General features: G+C 41.6%; 20 protein-coding genes. 14 read left to right on the top strand and 6 right to left on the bottom strand.

What is annotated here, in order from left to right; genetic code table 11:
- The first annotated feature begins 212 nt into the window (after positions 1–212).
- Both J7E37_RS05040 and J7E37_RS05035 read left to right on the top strand, forming a co-directional pair.
- The gene (locus J7E37_RS05040; protein ID WP_215022785.1) at positions 213–1,172 is read left to right on the top strand and encodes an NAD(P)H-dependent flavin oxidoreductase; all 960 of its coding nucleotides are present in this window, start codon (positions 213–215) and stop codon (positions 1,170–1,172) included.
- A 103-nt stretch (positions 1,173–1,275) separates the two neighbouring features.
- Positions 1,276–1,563, top strand: coding sequence for a UPF0223 family protein (locus J7E37_RS05035; RefSeq protein ID WP_215022784.1), 288 nt, complete (start codon positions 1,276–1,278; stop codon positions 1,561–1,563).
- A gap of 272 nt (positions 1,564–1,835) precedes the next feature.
- On the opposite strand, the gene J7E37_RS05030 is transcribed toward J7E37_RS05035, so the two are convergent.
- A complete protein-coding gene (locus tag J7E37_RS05030) occupies positions 1,836–2,456 on the bottom strand; it encodes a YktB family protein (RefSeq protein ID WP_215022783.1) in 621 nt (206 codons plus the stop codon).
- 167 nt (positions 2,457–2,623) lie between these two features.
- On the opposite strand from J7E37_RS05030, the gene J7E37_RS05025 reads away from it, so the two are divergent.
- The 3 genes from J7E37_RS05025 (at position 2,624) to J7E37_RS05015 (ending at position 4,526) form a co-directional block, all read left to right on the top strand.
- Positions 2,624–2,818 carry a hypothetical protein gene (locus J7E37_RS05025; protein WP_214777445.1) on the top strand — a complete coding sequence of 65 codons (195 nt, stop codon included), beginning with the start codon at positions 2,624–2,626 and terminating at the stop codon, positions 2,816–2,818.
- A gap of 449 nt (positions 2,819–3,267) precedes the next feature.
- The gene (locus tag J7E37_RS05020; RefSeq protein WP_214777443.1) at positions 3,268–4,071 is read left to right on the top strand and encodes an inositol monophosphatase family protein; all 804 of its coding nucleotides are present in this window, start codon (positions 3,268–3,270) and stop codon (positions 4,069–4,071) included.
- 86 nt (positions 4,072–4,157) lie between these two features.
- On the top strand, positions 4,158–4,526 hold the full coding sequence (locus J7E37_RS05015) for a GNAT family N-acetyltransferase (protein WP_215022782.1): 369 nt from the start codon (positions 4,158–4,160) through the stop codon (positions 4,524–4,526).
- A 46-nt stretch (positions 4,527–4,572) separates the two neighbouring features.
- Here the strand turns inward: J7E37_RS05015 and J7E37_RS05010 are convergent, their stop codons facing one another.
- A complete protein-coding gene (locus J7E37_RS05010) occupies positions 4,573–4,758 on the bottom strand; it encodes a YlaF family protein (protein ID WP_214777439.1) in 186 nt (61 codons plus the stop codon).
- 152 nt (positions 4,759–4,910) lie between these two features.
- On the opposite strand from J7E37_RS05010, the gene typA reads away from it, so the two are divergent.
- Genes typA through J7E37_RS04995 form a run of 3 tightly spaced genes read left to right on the top strand, consistent with a single transcriptional unit; the run spans position 4,911 to position 7,385 of the window.
- Positions 4,911–6,746 (top strand): translational GTPase TypA, encoded by a 1,836-nt coding sequence (gene typA, locus J7E37_RS05005; RefSeq protein ID WP_214777437.1) that lies wholly within the window; start codon positions 4,911–4,913, stop codon positions 6,744–6,746.
- Positions 6,747–6,765: 19 nt separating this feature from the next.
- Positions 6,766–7,080 carry a YlaH-like family protein gene (locus tag J7E37_RS05000; RefSeq protein WP_214777429.1) on the top strand — a complete coding sequence of 105 codons (315 nt, stop codon included), beginning with the start codon at positions 6,766–6,768 and terminating at the stop codon, positions 7,078–7,080.
- A gap of 11 nt (positions 7,081–7,091) precedes the next feature.
- On the top strand, positions 7,092–7,385 hold the full coding sequence (locus J7E37_RS04995; protein WP_213366665.1) for a hypothetical protein: 294 nt from the start codon (positions 7,092–7,094) through the stop codon (positions 7,383–7,385).
- A gap of 741 nt (positions 7,386–8,126) precedes the next feature.
- On the opposite strand, the gene J7E37_RS04990 is transcribed toward J7E37_RS04995, so the two are convergent.
- Positions 8,127–8,327, bottom strand: coding sequence for a YlaI family protein (locus J7E37_RS04990; RefSeq protein ID WP_214777427.1), 201 nt, complete (start codon positions 8,325–8,327; stop codon positions 8,127–8,129).
- A 156-nt stretch (positions 8,328–8,483) separates the two neighbouring features.
- On the opposite strand from J7E37_RS04990, the gene J7E37_RS04985 reads away from it, so the two are divergent.
- Positions 8,484–8,939: a pyridoxamine 5'-phosphate oxidase family protein gene (locus J7E37_RS04985; protein WP_214777425.1), complete on the top strand. Its 456-nt coding sequence runs from the start codon at positions 8,484–8,486 to the stop codon at positions 8,937–8,939.
- Positions 8,940–8,959: 20 nt separating this feature from the next.
- Here J7E37_RS04985 and J7E37_RS04980 read toward each other — a convergent pair whose 3' ends face one another.
- Positions 8,960–9,544, bottom strand: a complete 585-nt coding sequence (locus J7E37_RS04980) for a YhcN/YlaJ family sporulation lipoprotein (protein ID WP_214777423.1) — start codon at positions 9,542–9,544, stop codon at positions 8,960–8,962.
- A gap of 321 nt (positions 9,545–9,865) precedes the next feature.
- Here J7E37_RS04980 and J7E37_RS04975 point away from each other — a divergent pair, with 321 nt between their 5' ends.
- Positions 9,866–11,206 carry a PhoH family protein gene (locus J7E37_RS04975; protein ID WP_214777421.1) on the top strand — a complete coding sequence of 447 codons (1,341 nt, stop codon included), beginning with the start codon at positions 9,866–9,868 and terminating at the stop codon, positions 11,204–11,206.
- Positions 11,207–11,284: 78 nt separating this feature from the next.
- Here J7E37_RS04975 and J7E37_RS04970 read toward each other — a convergent pair whose 3' ends face one another.
- Complete coding sequence (locus J7E37_RS04970) at positions 11,285–11,785, bottom strand: molybdopterin-binding protein (RefSeq protein WP_214777419.1); 501 nt, start codon at positions 11,783–11,785, stop codon at positions 11,285–11,287.
- A 189-nt stretch (positions 11,786–11,974) separates the two neighbouring features.
- Here J7E37_RS04970 and J7E37_RS04965 point away from each other — a divergent pair, with 189 nt between their 5' ends.
- The gene (locus tag J7E37_RS04965) at positions 11,975–12,256 is read left to right on the top strand and encodes an Fpa/YlaN family protein (protein ID WP_041965554.1); all 282 of its coding nucleotides are present in this window, start codon (positions 11,975–11,977) and stop codon (positions 12,254–12,256) included.
- 221 nt (positions 12,257–12,477) lie between these two features.
- The gene (locus J7E37_RS04960) at positions 12,478–13,683 is read left to right on the top strand and encodes an FtsW/RodA/SpoVE family cell cycle protein (protein WP_214777417.1); all 1,206 of its coding nucleotides are present in this window, start codon (positions 12,478–12,480) and stop codon (positions 13,681–13,683) included.
- Between the two features lie 37 nt (positions 13,684–13,720).
- Here J7E37_RS04960 and J7E37_RS04955 read toward each other — a convergent pair whose 3' ends face one another.
- Positions 13,721–14,677 (bottom strand): COX15/CtaA family protein, encoded by a 957-nt coding sequence (locus J7E37_RS04955; protein WP_214777732.1) that lies wholly within the window; start codon positions 14,675–14,677, stop codon positions 13,721–13,723.
- A 617-nt stretch (positions 14,678–15,294) separates the two neighbouring features.
- Between J7E37_RS04955 and cyoE the strand changes: the two genes are divergently transcribed.
- On the top strand, positions 15,295–16,221 hold the full coding sequence (gene cyoE, locus J7E37_RS04950; RefSeq protein WP_215022781.1) for a heme o synthase: 927 nt from the start codon (positions 15,295–15,297) through the stop codon (positions 16,219–16,221).
- Between the two features lie 103 nt (positions 16,222–16,324).
- On the top strand, positions 16,325–17,398 hold the full coding sequence (coxB, locus tag J7E37_RS04945) for a cytochrome c oxidase subunit II (protein ID WP_214777413.1): 1,074 nt from the start codon (positions 16,325–16,327) through the stop codon (positions 17,396–17,398).
- The last annotated feature ends 8 nt before the right edge of the window (positions 17,399–17,406 follow it).

The following is a 17,406-nucleotide window of genomic DNA, read 5'->3' as shown; positions in this document are numbered from 1 at the left end:
GACGATCACACCTCTTTAATGTATTGGATTTCCTTGTTTATAGGTTATGATTAACTTTTGAAAAAATAAAACACATGCATTATAGCACTAATCAAGGTGTTTGCAAAGAAATTCAAAATATGAAGAAAAACTCCAATCCAGCATAAAGAAAACAGGAAATATGGCTCCTATAATAGAAGTATTAAAGAAACAGCATTTGGAGGAGAGGGAATATGAACTGGAATACAGATGTAACGAACCTTTTAGGCATACAATACCCGATTGTCCAGGGAGGTCTTGCGTATCTGGCTTATTCAGAATTGGCCGCAGCTGTATCAAATGCAGGGGGACTGGGTCAAATAACAGCAATGTCACTCCCAGATCCTGAGGCATTAAGAAAAGAAATACATAGAGTGAGAATGCTGACTGACAAGCCATTCGGAGTTAATTTTGCCATCGGGCAGCATGGAAGGCCGTTTTCTCATTTTCTGGCTATTGCTATAGAAGAAAATGTTCCTGTTATTTCGATGACAGGGGGAAACCCTGCACCGATTTTTGACCAGTTAAAAGGGACCGACATTAAAAAACTTGTCCTTGTAGCAGCGAAAAGGCAGGCACAGAAAGCGGAGGAGCTGGGTGCAGATGCAGTGATGGTTGTCGGTCAGGAAGGCGGCGGACATTTAGGGAAGAGTGATATAGGAACGATGGTGCTTATTCCATCAGTTGTAGATGCAGTGAGCATACCTGTTATCGCTTCAGGTGGTATTGGTGATGGAAGAGGTCTGATGGCAGCGTTGAGCCTTGGAGCACAAGGGATAGAAATGGGTACACGCTTCATCGCTACCAAAGAATGCGTCCATGCAAACGAGCTGTACAAGCAGAAGCTTGTGGAAGGCACCGAAAATGATACCACAGTTATAAAAAGGACGCTCGGGATGCCAGCAAGGGCGATTGCCAGCCCATTGACGGAAAAGATCCTCGAAATAGAGAAACAAGGCGGAGGTTATGAAGAATTAAAAGAGTTGATCAGCGGAAGCGCGAACCGTAAGTATATATATGAAGGGGATGATGAAAATGGCTTTGGCTGGGCTGGCCAGGTGATGGGATTGATTAAAGACTCCCCTTCAGTGGCGGAGCTTTTCGGCAGAATCATCAAAGAAGCCGAAGAAATAAGAACAATCTGGAGTAAGTAAGGCCCGATTTTCTTGCGATCCATTACAAATACCTGTAAAATCGATAAACATACAAAGGGTGCCCAGGAGCAGCCGGGGCATAGCACAAAAAGCAGGTGAAATAATGGAATACCAGTATCCAATAGACTACACATGGTCAACAGATGAAATTGTCGATGTTATTCATTTTTATGAATGCATTGAAAAGGCTTATGAAAAAGGAATTGAACGAGATTCATTACTTGAAGCATACCGACGCTTTCAAGAAATCGTGCCTGGAAAGGCCAAGGAAAAAACACTATTCAATGAATTTGAAGAAGTGAGTGGCTATGTACCATACCAGGCAGTAAAAGCAATTAAAGAAACCGGCTCAGGTGAAAAGGTTAAAGTAGTTCAGAAAAGAAAAAAATAAGAATCAGATAAATTTGGAGAAAGAGCCCATGCAAAATGGGCTCTTTCTTTTGTCCAGCTCCGGCTCCTATTTCCTCGAGACGCTTGTCTAATGTCGCCTCCTGGACAGTCGGCTATACTTTTCGATTTCGGCCCTGCCACTGAAGTCAAAGAACGACTTCACTGTCAGGGCCTCCGTGGCACACGATGTGCTAGACCCGCCACCCACACGATGTGGCGTTTCAGGCGGGCAGCGCTTGTCGAAAATGGGCAGTCGCCTACGCATTTCAAGGTTTATGCCAATTTATATAGGGGTAATATTTCTTTAAATACCAACTCAATTTTGGAAAGCATTTCATCACCGCTTAGTTTGACGGCTTCTTCGCGGGGAATGTTCAGACCGCATAGGATTTCAGCTTTTTTAACGGTTTGCAGGCGCTTGAACATGGAAAGAAGTTCTTCCTTTGAAAGCTTACTGTGAACAGTGGCTTCAGGCTTCATATGGTCGATTAACCAATAGAAATCCTTTGGAGTGCTGGTGTAGATGGAATCGATATTCTCTTCGAGTTTTTTACCGATCGCTTCCTTCTCAGGTGCTTCGTAAATTACAGCAAACCAGATAAAGACGTGGGTTTCCCACAATCCTATCTGAAAATGGGGGAGCATCTTATATCCTCTGGAGTTGCTGGCGAACGCTACCCACGTATCTTTAGGCGGATTCTTCGTTCTCCTTGCATGTTTTGCGACATGGTAATGCATCTCATCGCCTGCAATGCTTGAGAGCGTTGGAGCGAAGTATTGGCCGAGGTCTTCCAGTTTCGGGCGGATCTGGGATTTTAAAGCCTCCATTCGTTCATCAAGGCCGTCTATTTTAAAAACATTGAAATCTGCTTGTTCAAATCCTGAAAATGACAATATAAAAACCTCCTAGTACTTTGTCAAATATTGTAGCAAAATCTTTATGAAAAAAGAAGCGACAGGCATTTTTCAGAGTTATGGGTATACGCACAAATTTGTACCACTGCAGCTGAAAATTCATACAATAAATAAAAAACCAGAAATTAATAGAGGAGTGTAAATTAATGAAACAACTGATAAACTCAACAAGAAAAAGAAATGGCGAACTCCAACGAACTGCTGTACTGCGTTTGGAAATGGATTATGAATTAGCTACCCTTTTTGACGCAATGTCAGACTCTGATAAACCGAAAATGAAAGAATGCAAACAGAAACTCGAAAGAATTCGACAAGAATTATTACGATTAAAAGCTCTGTAAGAGATAAAATGTTCTGCGGAAGAAGAAGGTAAGTATGATGACAATAATGGAAATCTGCAGCAATCAAGACCCTTGACGAACTCCTGTAAAATTGATGGAGTTCGTTTCTTATGTAATAACGACCACTAAAATGCCGCAAATGAAGGAACAACTGCAAAAATAAACATGAAAAAGTGTGTTTTAAATGTCTCAGCTGGCCGTTGCGGAATGAATGAATAAGTTATTTAATATCCTAATCGGCGGTATTATTGTAGCAATGAATTATAAGGTAATCATAATGCTCTGTCAGTAACCCATTGCGAAAAATCATTTTCATCCTGGAATTTTGCATGTTATATAGTTGCCGCGGGTAATCCTAATACTTGATGATATTGAACATTATCCGATAAGCTTAAATAGATTCCTAAAGCTTGATTGATCGTAAAAATATATGAACGGGGGAAAGCTGAATGGAATATAACCTGAAAGAAATTGATACATATGCGAAAAGCTGGATCAAGGAAGCCGGTGAAAATATCAGGGCTTCTTTTCCGAAGACTTTAAATGTTACCTCAAAATCAAATCCGAATGACCTGGTTACAGATATTGATAAAGGGACAGAGCAATACTTTATCGAAAAGATTAAAGGTACCTATCCTGAACATCGCATCATGGGCGAGGAAGGGTACGGAGATGAAGTGACTTCTTTATCAGGAGTCGTCTGGATCATAGACCCAATCGATGGGACAATGAATTTTGTTCACCAGCAGCGCAATTTTGCGATTTCTATCGGCATATATATTGATGGGGAAGGAGTAATCGGACTCATCTATGATGTGGTCCACGATGAACTCTATCATTGCGTCAAAGGGAATGGTGTTTATTTAAACGAAAAAACAATTCCGGAACTTACAGATGCAAAGGTGAGTGAAGCAATTATTGCTCTTAATGCTACCTGGGTGGCCCCTAATAAACGAATAGATCACGAGATGCTCATTCCCCTGGTAAAAGACGTAAGAGGGACACGTTCCTATGGATCGGCGGCCATGGAAATGGTGTATGTCGCTACTGGGAGAATAGATGCCTATATGACTCCTAGGCTTGCACCTTGGGACATTGCTGCCGGCATCATCATGATTAAGGAACTTGGTGGAGCAGCTACGGACCTTAGGGGAGGAGAGCTGGATTTGCTTCAGCAGAGCTCTTTGTTTGTATCAAAGCCAGGCCTGCACAGGGAAATCCTTAGAAATTATCTAAAGGATGGAAAATGGTGATTTTAACCTGTCGGCCATTTAAAAATGTGGATTTCGTGTTTTTTCAGGAATTAATATCCACTAGCTCAAAATGGAGAAAAAATGAGTTGGGGAACTTGTCTTTAGAAGAGTATATGGAACATTACGAAGGTTTTTCAGGTGAATGGAGGGTTTGGGAAAAGGCAGGAATTCCTGTGGCAATTTCCTATCATGTGAAATCGGCTCCCTCCAACCAAAAACCGTGGCTTGGCACCATATTGGTGAAAGCGGAGGAAAGAAGGCGGGGAATTGCATCAGCCATTATGAACCAGCTCTCTGATGAATTTAAAGTGAATGGTCAAAAAGCTGTTTTTGCCGCTGTTCCCATCGATGAATATGAATGGTCCAACTTCCTAACAGACTGCGGCTTTGAACAATTCAAAACAGAAGAAAACAAGGGCGAAACCTTTTTGATCATGGTCCGCCCTTTAGAATGACCGGCTGGAAACCCAGCCGGTCCTACTATTAAGAAAAGAAAAATTTCTAAAGTTCTCCTGCTTCTCTCATCTGCTTTTTCTTCTTAAAGCCGAATCCCATCACGAAAACAAGGGCAATAATACATGCCAGAGTACCGGCAATACTCCTTTCACCGATGGCGATTCCAATACCGATCATGCATGAAGCGGCTGCAAATGCGAAAAATAATAATGGCCATTTTATCTGCTTCAAGGTGATTCCCCCATTCGACATTTGGTGCAAATAATAATATATTTAATTGTACAATAAAATGCTTTTAGGTTTCTACTCTAATTGTGTTATAATATGTAAGTTGTGTAAAAAGCCAATAGATAAATTATGATATTAAAGGCAGGGTGACTTTTTTGAAATTAAGAGAAGATATTAGAAATATAGCGATCATTGCCCACGTTGACCATGGTAAAACGACTTTGGTTGACCAGCTTCTAAAGCAATCAGGCACATTCCGTATAAATGAGCATGTTGAAGAACGCGCAATGGATTCAAACGACTTAGAAAGAGAACGAGGAATTACGATCCTCGCGAAAAATACAGCCATTTCTTATAACGATACACGTATCAATATTCTTGATACTCCTGGACACGCTGACTTTGGCGGCGAAGTAGAGCGTATCATGAAAATGGTTGACGGCGTATTGCTTGTTGTCGATGCATATGAAGGCTGCATGCCGCAAACACGTTTTGTTTTGAAAAAAGCACTTGAACAGCATTTAACACCAATTGTTGTCGTTAATAAGATTGACCGAGACTTTGCTCGTCCTTCGGAAGTAGTTGATGAAGTCCTAGACTTATTCATCGAACTTGGTGCAGATGAGGACCAGCTTGAGTTCCCAGTTGTATATGCATCTGCAATCAACGGAACAGCAAGCATGGACCCTGAAAAACAGGATGAGAACATGCAGGCGTTGTACGAGTCCATTATTGATAATATTCCGTCACCAGTTGATAACAGAGAAGAGCCTCTTCAATTCCAGGTTGCTCTTCTTGATTACAATGACTATGTAGGCAGAATTGGAATCGGCCGTGTTTTCCGTGGTACGATGAAGGTTGGCCAGCAGGTAGCGTTGATGAAGCTTGACGGTTCTGTAAAACAATTCCGTGTAACTAAGATCTTTGGTTTCTTCGGCCTGAAGCGCCAGGAAATCCAGGAAGCCAATGCTGGTGACCTAATTGCAGTTTCCGGAATGGAAGACATTAATGTTGGTGAAACAGTATGTCCATTCGACAACCAGGATCCACTGCCGGTTTTACGTATTGATGAGCCAACCCTACAGATGACGTTCCTGGTCAATAACAGCCCGTTCGCAGGCCGTGAGGGGAAATACCTGACTGCAAGGAAAATCGAAGAAAGACTTCGCGCACAGCTTCAAACTGACGTTAGTCTTAGAGTAGACAATACTGACTCACCTGATGAATGGATCGTTTCAGGACGTGGAGAACTGCACTTGTCTATCTTAATTGAAAACATGCGCCGAGAAGGCTATGAGCTTCAAGTGTCAAAGCCTGAAGTAATTGTTAGGGAAATAGATGGAGTAAGATGTGAACCGGTTGAACGCGTTCAAATCGATGTTCCCGAAGAACACACAGGATCCATTATGGAATCTATCGGCGCACGTAAAGGTGAAATGCTTGATATGATTAACAATGGAAGCGGCCAGGTTCGATTGATTTTCAACGTACCTGCACGCGGACTTATCGGATACACAACAGAGTTTTTAACATTGACTCGCGGATATGGTATCATTAACCATACATTCGACAGCTACCAGCCGATGCTTCAGGGCCAGGTAGGCGGACGCCGTCAGGGTGTTCTCGTATCAATGGAATCAGGAAAGGCATCTACTTATGGAATCATGCAAGTAGAGGACCGCGGAACGATCTTTGTTGAGCCAGGAACTGAAATTTATGAAGGCATGATTGTCGGAGAGCACACTCGTGAAAATGACATCACGGTAAATATCACGAAGGTAAAGGCAGCAACTAATATTCGTTCTGCCAATAAGGACCAGACTTCCGTTATCAAAAAGCCAAGAATCATGACTCTTGAGGAATCTTTGGAATACTTGAACGATGACGAGTATTGCGAAGTAACACCAGAATCAATCAGGCTCCGTAAGAAAATTCTTGATAAGAATGAGCGTGAAAGACAAGCTAAAAAGAAAAAATTCGCTGAAGCTTAATTAAGTAGGGGGAAGAAGGATGGATGTAAGCCAGAGATTATCATTTTTTGCAGCATTATTCAGGGTAGATGAGAATCCGACGGTTGGAATGTGGATGCTTTACCTGACAATTGCCGCTCTCAGTATCCTTGTATATAAACTTGGATTTGCGCAGAAGCTGCCGTTGTTTAAGAGTATCATTATCTACACGTTCCTATTGCTTGGCTCTACAGTCCTGACCTTCCTTGCTATTTTCCTTCCCATCACGGAAGGACTTGTGGTCGCTGCGCTTATTCTGATTATTTACAAGCTCAGGCTGCGTCAGCATAAAAAAGCAGAAGCGAATGTCAAATAGGAGTTGGGGAAATGAAATCACTCCAGGATGCAATTTATAATTGGCTGACCATCAAAATTGTCAGCGACGCTCGGCCAGAAGATACAGCTGCTCAAGACACAACACAATTATTCGAACAAATTCTTGCCGATGAACATAATGTTGAATCAAAAGAATTAAAACGAGATGCATTAATGTATTACGTCACCGTCGTTCAGGAAGGCAACTCTAAAGAGTACCGTTTCCCCCGCGACCTGATCGAAGTCATGCTCGACCAGATCAGGCAGGAACCAGACAAATACGTCAACTACCCAGAAGAAGACTAATGAAAATCCGCCCCTGTATGGGCGGATTTTTTTGCTGTTGTTTATTTCAAGACGTGAATTAAGGCAGGTTTGAGGGAGAGCTGGAAAGCTGTCAAAAGAAGTTCTGGATTCAGAGAGGGCATGATTCATCAGGAACTTTATCCTTATAAAGAGGGAAAAGCTTGCATAAGGGTATGATTAGCCAGAATTGTACCCTTATAAAGAAGGAAAAGCCTGCATAAGGGCATGATTAGTCAAGAATCGTACCCTTATAGAGAGAAAAAAGCTTGCATAAGGGCATGATTAGTCAAGAATCGTACCCTTATAGAGAGAAAAAAGCTTGCATAAGGGCATGATTAGTCAAGAATCGTATCCTTATAGAGAGGGAAAAGCTTGCATAAGGGCATGATTAGCCAAGAATCGTACCCTTATAGAGAGGGAAAAGCTTGCATAAGGGCATGATTAGTCAAGAATCGTACCCTTATAGAGAGGGAAAAGCTTGCATAAGGGCAGATTAGTCAAGAATAGTACCCTTATAGAGAGGGAAAAGCTTGCATAAGGGTATGATTAGTCAAGAATCGTACCCTTATAGAGAGGGAAAGCTTGCATAAGGGCATGATTAGTCAAGAATCGCACCCTTATAGAGAGGGAAAAGCTTGCATAAGGTTTGGGTGGATTCAGACTGGTTTTAGGGGGAATCCCAAAAGCTGTCTGAATCAGTCCCGCACCACTCCTTATAACTTTATAGAGGACTATACACAATCACCAATCATCCTTCTTTATACGGGAGCGGTATAACTTAAAATTCCCGGTGGCGATTCGATTGTTCGTTTTTTCGGCAATTCGTTCATTGCATGGTTCACACATATATGTATGGATCGGCCGGTTCCTGAGCCGCTTAGCCTGAAGGGTATCGCTGTTAATATTCTCAATTTTGTCGCAAAGTACACATTTGACTCTCATTATTACACCTCTTATCAATAATTATAATACATAGCCTGGTTGAGATTGGATTATATTATAGTATATCATTGTTTCCAAACTGAACAGGGAAAATCATTTGATTTGCCCTGCCTAAAGAATTCGTAGTACTATTATGATAGTGTAAGGAGGGTGAATATGGCAAATCAAGTAGAACCTAAACTAATCAAACCGTTGTTTGATGAATTGCAAAAAGAGCGTTTTGTCACCTTGGCAACAGTGGACCATGAAACCACCGGCCCGAATGTCAGTGCGATTTCCTGGGTACTGGCAAAGGATGAGGAAACCGTTTACTTTGCGGTGGATAACCGTTCAAGAATCATCGAGAATATCAAGAGCAATGACAAAGCAGTAATCAACCTGATCGCAAATGAATCTACATATTCAATCAGCGGGTCAGCGAACGTCAAGCAGGAAAAGCTCGAAGGTGTACCTTTGAAGCTGGCGTTAGTTGAAATCAAAATCAGCGAAGTAAGGGACGTTATGTTCTATGGATCAAAAATCGTCGCTGAACCTCAATACGACAAGACATATGATAAAGACGCTGCGGCACGCCTGGATAATCAGGTAATGGATGCAATGAGAAAAGCTTAGTCAATCGACTAAGCTTTTTGTCATTTATGATAATTCGATTGTTGTTCCTGTTCCTTTTCCAATTGTTTTTGTTCACCATCGTCCAGTTTCTTCTTAGGATCCTCGGTCGGGCTTTTGGTCTGCGGCTCAATCATATCGGCTGGAACCTCTGGCATGACTCTGCCGGTTATGTCAGAAAGCTCGTTCATAATACCCTGGATAGGCTGGCCGTTTTGTATATCCTCTGATATCTCCCTTAATCTCGCTGTGATATCTGGGTCCGCAACAACTACTGCCCTGGCACCGTGCGGATCTTTCTTTAATGCTTCCGCCACTGTATATTTAACGGTATCTACCTCAGACCTCTCCATTTTATCCTTAACGTCGATCCCCACTATAGCAAAGCGTCCGACTACTACAGCAGCGGCATCGTCCACATTCGGGATGTGAGTTGTCAGGCTCACAAGATGGCGGGATATCTCCTGGCCAGATTGGCGGTCAACATCTTCTATTGCACTATTCTGGACCTTAACCTTATGATCTTCGTCAGCTTTGTTGGCGTTGTTCTGTCCATTGCACGCAGTCAAAAGCAGCACAAACGAAATGGCAGCAACCAATTTTATCATTAATGAACCCCTCCGATTCTTTATTCGTAAAAAGTCCTTATCCACAACTAAGTATTAAAAAGAAGAAAGCAGTTTCCTAGCCAGTATTCCCTTTATATTTCTCTTGTGATTTTTCTCGTGAACCCCCCTATTGGATATAACCTGAAGTGGGAATAAAGCAGGCAACAAAGTTTCCAACAGGAGCTGTAAAAAATAAATGCTCAAAGGTTATTGTGCAAAATATCTTCTATCTTTATTCAAAAAGTCATATATTTTACCAAAGTCCCGGCCAAGGCTGCCAAGTTGGCCAAAGTCGAGATTAATAAGGCGGGAGGCATCAATTTGAGTAAAATATACGTACTGGATACAAACGTCTTACTACAGGATCCGCACGCAATTTTTTCTTTTCAAGACAATGAAGTTGTCATACCTGCTGTAGTTCTGGAGGAAGTGGATTCAAAGAAAAGATATATGGATGAGATTGGGCGCAATGCACGCCAGGTTTCAAGGCTCATAGACGGCATGAGGGAAACAGGTAAGCTGCATGAGAAAATCAACCTTGAGGGCGGTGGGACGCTTCGGATAGAGCTGAACCATCGATCCTTCCACCAACTGCAGGAAATCTTCGTTGAAAAAACAAATGACAATCGAATACTGGCGGTAGCTAAAAACCTGAGCCTTGAAGAGGAAACGAAGGAAGATGGGCGTCCAGTAATCCTTGTGAGTAAGGACGCGCTTGTCCGTGTCAAAGCAGATGCCATCGGCCTGATCGCTGAAGACTTTTTAAGTGACAGGGTTGTGGAAATTAACCATCTGTATTCGGGCTATGCAGAAGTGTACTTGGAAATAGAAGAGCTTAATCGCTTTTATGAAAGAGGAGAACTGAATATCTCTGATTTAAAAGGGCAAAACTTTTTTTACCCAAATCAGTTTGTGATCATGAAGGATATTCTCGGCAGTTCAGCGTCCGCAATAGGTATGATCGATACCAAAAGTAAAAAAGTGAAAAAACTTGTTTTTGAACATGAGGGTAAACACATCTGGGGAATCAAGCCGAGGAATGTACAGCAGATCATGGCGATGGAACTGCTTTTACGGCAAGACATGCCTCTGATCACCTTGATAGGGAGGGCAGGCACAGGGAAAACCTTGCTCGCATTGGCATCAGGCCTTCTGCAGACCGAGGACTTGGGCATTTTTAAAAAGCTGCTTGTAGCAAGGCCAATCGTGCCAGTAGGGAAGGATTTAGGCTTCTTGCCTGGTGAAAAACAGGAAAAGCTCAGACCATGGATGCAGCCTATTTATGATAACCTCGAATTCCTTTTCAATACAAAAAAACCTGGAGAGCTTGATGCCATACTGGCAGGAATGGGTTCAATCGAGGTAGAAGCATTAACGTATATAAGGGGTAGGAGCATTCCGGATCAATTCATTATTATTGACGAAGCACAGAACCTGACAAAGCATGAAGTGAAGACCATCCTGACAAGGGTTGGGGAACGTAGTAAAATCGTCTTGATGGGTGACCCCGACCAGATTGACCATCCATACCTGGACGCTTACAATAATGGCCTGACGTATGTGGTGGAAAAATTCAAAGATCAGCAGATTGCCGGTCACGTCCGGCTCGTAAAAGGAGAAAGATCACCTCTTGCCCAGCTCGCAGCCGATCTGTTGAATTGATATTCTGTACTTAATATTCGGGAAGAGGCAATAATAAAACGGGCATCCATATGATGCCCGTTGGCAGTGCCTTATAGCTTATTCCACTAGGAATCCGGTAACATTTTTGATTGGACTGTCTTTATTGGAGCCATCCTTGAAATATACATGCAGTGGTCCGTCTTCTTTTAATGGTTTGCCGTCCTTGGAAAACCCGAGGATAATACCAGAAGCTTCTTTGAGGGAAAGAGCTATCTGATCATTATCGCCGTATTCAATTACAACAGTCCCAGCAGTCTGATCTGGCTCGGCATTATCAAGAAATGGTTTAAAGGGAATGCCGAAAGTGCCTGTCAGGACTTTTTCCTTTTCAAACTTAACTTCTGTTTTAAGTGTAGGCGGATAAACGGCACCTTCCATAATTTCACGGTCCCAATGCTTTGAGACAGATTTAGTATACTCCTCTAGGGCATCATCGGTTTTTTGGTCTTCGTTGAAATATGTATTCAAATCTACTTTGCGGTCGTCGAAAATCCAGACACCAGGATCCAAAGTAATCTTGTATTTAACTCTTCCTCCGATAGGGATGATTGTCTCCATAATTTCCTCCTGCATTTTTACATATATTATTTATTCAGTATAACGATATTTTGGCAAGCTGTCATTTCAACTCCCCTAAAGCACGCTAACCATTAAATTCTGCATCCCTAATATTCTTGCTTTTTTGTCCACTTAAGGGTAAAATTTAAAGATAGGATTAGGTAATCGCTCGGAAACGGGGGGATCAAGTTGGCGTCTGATATGATAATCAATCATCAGGAAAAAGCACATGCCTTATTAAAGGCTGACGCTGATAAAATTTTAAAGCTGATCAAAGTGCAAATGGATAACCTGACAATGCCTCAATGCCCTCTTTATGAAGAGGTTTTAGATACGCAAATGTTTGGATTATCGAGAGAGATAGATTTTGCAGTAAGACTCGGCTTAATCGAAGAATCAGATGGGAAAGTCATTCTCGACCAATTGGAACAAGAGCTTTCCATATTGCATGAAGCTTCGTTAAAAAAATAAAATTCCTAAAAACTCAAACAGTCCTTAACGATTGTTTGAGTTTTTTTGTGAGGTACTTTGGGATGTTGCTCTTTACATAAGTTTTTAAGTTTTTTCTCGTAAACTGCATTACACTTTGATGACAATATATTAAGAATTCCATAACTTTTCCTTTGACAAAGGCAGGATATTTCAACTTATAGTAGAATAGATTAAACAACTTAGAAGATGGGGAAGAGACGATGTTTAAAAAAATACTGAAATCCTATGACTATTCATTGATCATTGTTGTTGCTCTGTTGAGCTTGTTCGGACTTGTCATGGTTTATAGTGCCAGCATGGTCACCTGGCATGGAGTAGACAGTGATTTCTTTTATGACAAACAAAAATTCAATTTAATAACAGCTCTGTTTGTATTTATTTTAGCGGCCTTATTTCCCTACAAAGCAATGCGAAGCACCAGGATCTTACTTCCTATGGTGATCGTTACTCTATTAGGCTTACTCATCCTGTTCGTCGTAGGTAAAGTAGCGGGTAATGCCCTTAGCTGGATAGAAGTTGGAGCCAGGAGCATCCAGCCATCGGAGCTTGCTAAATTAAGTGTCATTATCTATCTATCAGCTGTGTATGCAAATAAACAATCATACATAAATGAATTCAATAAAGGTGTGCTCCCGCCTCTGCTATTTCTGGTCATGGTGTTTTTCCTTATCGCTGTTCAGCCTGACTTCGGGACAGCAGGTATTATCATGCTGATTGCAGCATCAATCATTATGTCTTCAGGCATGAATTTTAAAAATATCTTGAAGCTGGTAATGATTGTAGTGATATTATTGGTACCTGTTTCGCTAATATTGAAAGATGAAGTATTTTCGGAGCGGCGCTTGGAACGTCTTACCTCATATAGCAACCCTTTCGATGATGAACAAAAATCCGGATATCAACTGGCTAATGCCTATTATGCAATTGGTTCAGGCGGGCTGACAGGACTGGGATTAGGACAAAGTAATCAAAAGCTTGGGTATTTGCCTGAAGCACACACGGATTTCATCATTGCAGTCATCTCTGAGGAGTTGGGGATTTTTGGTGTAGGCTTTGTGTTGCTGAGTCTAGCCTTCATCGTTCTGAAAGGGATTCATATCGGGCTTAAGTGCAAGGATCCCTTTGGCAGTTTGCTGGCAATTGGGATTTCCAGTATGATTGGGATTCAGTCATTCGTTAATCTTGGGGGGGCTTCCGGGGTCATTCCACTGACAGGAGTACCGCTGCCGTTTGTAAGCTATGGAGGTTCCTCCTTGCTGCAGCTCGCACTATCGATGGGGATATTGGTAAATGTTTCGATGTTTGTTAAATATGAAGAGAAGTATAAGAAGGACAGGACTGCTCAGTCTATACCTGCAAAAGCTGCAGTAAATCAAAATTCTTATAAGTCAGGTCGTAGTCATTGAGATAGTAATAAAAAGCTGCAGCATACGCTGCAGCTTTTTATTTTACCGTTGCCGGGGAAAGTTCAACGGGTTTAGGGTTTTCGACTCTGGCAGCATTCTTCTTGCTCCTCGAAACTAAAAGGATAAAGTAGCTGAATACTCCGAACAGAACAGAAATGAAGAAAGCGTGTCCCAGGGCAATGTACAGATTGAGTCTTGTGAAGATGATCAATGCGCCGGCAATGACTTGCAGTGACACAAGGATCATTGAAATGATCCATCCCCAGTATAATACTCTTTCATGTTTGTAATGTTTGACGGCAATGTAGGTGACATATGCAATCCAAATGAAAATGAAACCTGCAGCAGCCCTGTGCCCCATCTGTACCCATTCGTAAATGTTGGTAGGAAGGAAGGCACCGCCATTTGTACATAAAGGCCAGTCTTTGCAAACCAGGCTGGCATTCATATGCCGGACCAGAGCGCCAGTATATACGACAATATAGCTGTAAACGGAAAGCCCGATAATATGGAACCTCATCCTTTTATCGATCACCAGTTTTTCAGCCTGAAACTTTTGATCGACTTCAAAAATAAGCATGGTCAATAAAAGTACAGCCGCAAAAGAGATCAGCGAAATTCCGAAGTGAAGTGCAAGGACAAAATCAGATTGTCCCCAAACCACAGCGGCTGCGCCGATCAATGCCTGAAGAACAAGGAAGAAAAAAGATAAAACTGCTAAAAACTTCGTTTCGCGAATGTGCCCAATAGCCTTCCATGTCCAAATGGACAAAATAAGCACCATAATGCCTACGCTGCCCGACACTAATCGGTGGGCAAGTTCAATTACCAATTCCGGGGTTATATCAGTAGGAACGAATTCCCCGTTACAAAGGGGCCAGGATTTGCCGCACCCCATACCTGATTCAGTTTTGGTAACCAAAGCTCCTCCGAGCAAAACAAAAAGCATCCCAATTGTGGTTAAAACAGCCAGCCACTTAAGGGAACGATTCATGATCATCACCTGCTTATTCATAGTTCGATAAGTTGTCAAATAATAAACTTGACATGTATAATAGAAGAAGCTTGTAGAAAAGAAAAAATTCTACCCCTATAATAACGAATTTTGACGAAAAAGGATAGAAAACAATACTTAAGATACTACACAATAATAGTCAATATTTCAATACTTACTATTATACATGGACAACAAACAGGTTTATCGGTAAAATGCACTTGGCAATAACGAGTTGCTATAAATTATGGGATTACATACCAGCAATTTTACAAACATGAAAATATTATCCAAGAATATGTATATTCGAATAAAAGAAGCTCTTCAAACAATCTATTAATATCAAGTTAAAATTCCTTGCAATAAAAATGAACTTTATGGATAATGGCGGTAAGACACAAATTAGTCAAATTTTGTTCAAAAAAAATTCACAAAAAAGTTGTGAAGTGTGATTTAATATACAACGTAGGCTTTATTTTTCTACACAAACATTTAACAGCCTTAATACGTTAAGAATAGTGAAAACTTTCCGGAATATAAAGTACAAATACTCTTCTTTTTTTTGTAAAAATTTCGTCTCTGGAATTTTGATGGAAAAGGGATGAAGGAGGATATGGATGTCTAATTCAAAAGCTTTAACAGAAGCTGTATTAGAGAACGGACAGCCTGCAGTCGTGGAGAAGACGATGATGAAAGACTTTCTTGCACTCATTAAAGTAGGAATTGTGAATTCCAATGCCATGACCACTTTTACTGGATTATGGCTCGCGCTTCATTTTAGCGGAGCACGGTTCCTGGACAATATTGATTTAATTCTTGCGACCTTGATCGGTTCTTCGCTGATCGTCGCTGGTTCATGCAGCCTGAATAACTACATCGACCGGGATATAGACCATTTAATGGAGCGGACGAAAGACAGGCCGACCGTCACAGGAAGAGTCCAGCCTGGAAAAGTTGCATTGATGAGCTTCCTTTTGATTGGGATTGGCACCGCGTTTTTGCTTACGACTACTGTCACGGCTGCTATAATCGGTCTTTTCGGAGTTTTTAGTTATGTTGTTCTGTATACATTATGGTCAAAACGACAACATGTTTCCAATACAATTGTCGGCAGCATATCCGGAGCAGTTCCTCCGCTTATCGGCTGGGCTGCAGTGGATGCTAATCTGGATATAATGGCATGGATGCTTTTTGCCATTGTTTTTGTTTGGCAGCCGCCTCATTTTTACGCTCTTGCAATGAGAAGAGTAGAGGAATACCGTGCAGCTGGTATCCCGATGCTGCCTGTCGTAAAGGGTTTCAAAGCGACGAAAAAGTCGATCTATATGTGGATTGCAGCTTTGTTGCCGCTGCCTTTCTTCCTTCAGGAGCTTGGCCTATCATTCATGATTCTGGCAACAATCCTGAATATTGGATGGCTTGTTTTGGGAATCTACCTCGAAAAGCTTAAAGATGATATGAAATGGGCAAAACTGATGTTTGTATATTCTTTACAATACTTAACTGTCATGTTTGTCGCTATGGTAATTGTCACACTTATATAACCTTTGTTAGGAGATTCACTCTTTGTTTAGAGAGGATTTTTCCATATATTTTTTTACAACCAAATTTATAAGATTTTTTACGAAAGAGGGGTTTAATTAAGCTATGAAGATGCTTGCTAAATGGCGTCTGCTGTCACTGTTCACATTGATGGCATTAGTCTTGTCCGGCTGTGGTGAGCCATACCTGTCAACATTAAGACCTGCAGGTGAAGTTGCTCAATCCCAGTATGAACTTATGTTGTTGAGCACGGCGATTATGGTGGGAGTAATTGCTGTCGTCACAATCATTTTTATCTATGTCATTATGAAATTCCGCAGGAAGAATGACAAAGAAATTCCAAAGCAGGTCGAGGGAAGCCACAAGCTTGAGATCCTTTGGACTGTTATTCCGATCTTATTGCTTCTAATTCTTGCTGTTCCTACAGTTGCTGCAACATTTAAGTTGGCGGATGTTTCCCCAATGGAAAAGAAGAACGCTGAAGGAAAGACTGATGCGCTTGTAGTCAACGTGCGCGCGAATCTTTACTGGTGGGAATTTGAGTATCCAAATGAAGAGATCATCACCAGCCAGGATTTAGTAGTCCCTACTGATGAAAAGGTTTACTTTAATCTTAAGGCTTCTGATGTAAAGCACTCTTTCTGGATTCCATCTGTTGGTGGAAAGATGGATACGAATACAGACAACATCAACAAATTCTGGCTTGAGTTTGACAGTAAAGGAGCTGATGAAGCTGGCGGACTTTTCTTCGGAAAATGTGCTGAGCTTTGCGGACCTTCACACGCATTGATGGACTTCAAAGTAAAAGCTTTGCCACGCGCTGAATTCGATCAATGGGTAGCAGATATGCAAGGTGTTAAAGAACCTGTTAAGGCTGAAACTGCAACTGCACAGCAGGGACAGGAAATCTTCAACAACAGCTGTATTGGATGTCACGCCGTTACTCCGGCAAACACGGCTCCAGAAAAAGCTCGTGTTGGCCCTAACCTGACAAACTTCGGAGATCGTTCTCGTGTTGCTGGTGTCTTGGATATGTCAGAAGAAAATATCAAGAAATGGCTGGAAGACCCAGAAGCATACAAGCCAGCAAACAAAATGACTGGCAAGTATCCTGAGCTTTCTACAGAAGAACTTGATGCATTAACAGAATATCTGATGGGCTTGAAAGTCCAGAAATAAAAGGGGAT

Origin of the sequence: Bacillus sp. ISL-39, assembly GCF_018613295.1 — a bacterium.
In the GTDB taxonomy this organism is placed as follows: domain Bacteria; phylum Bacillota; class Bacilli; order Bacillales; family Cytobacillaceae; genus Mesobacillus.
The sequence above is the reverse complement of the archived record's forward strand: the minus strand, read 5'-3'. Positions and strand labels throughout refer to the sequence as shown.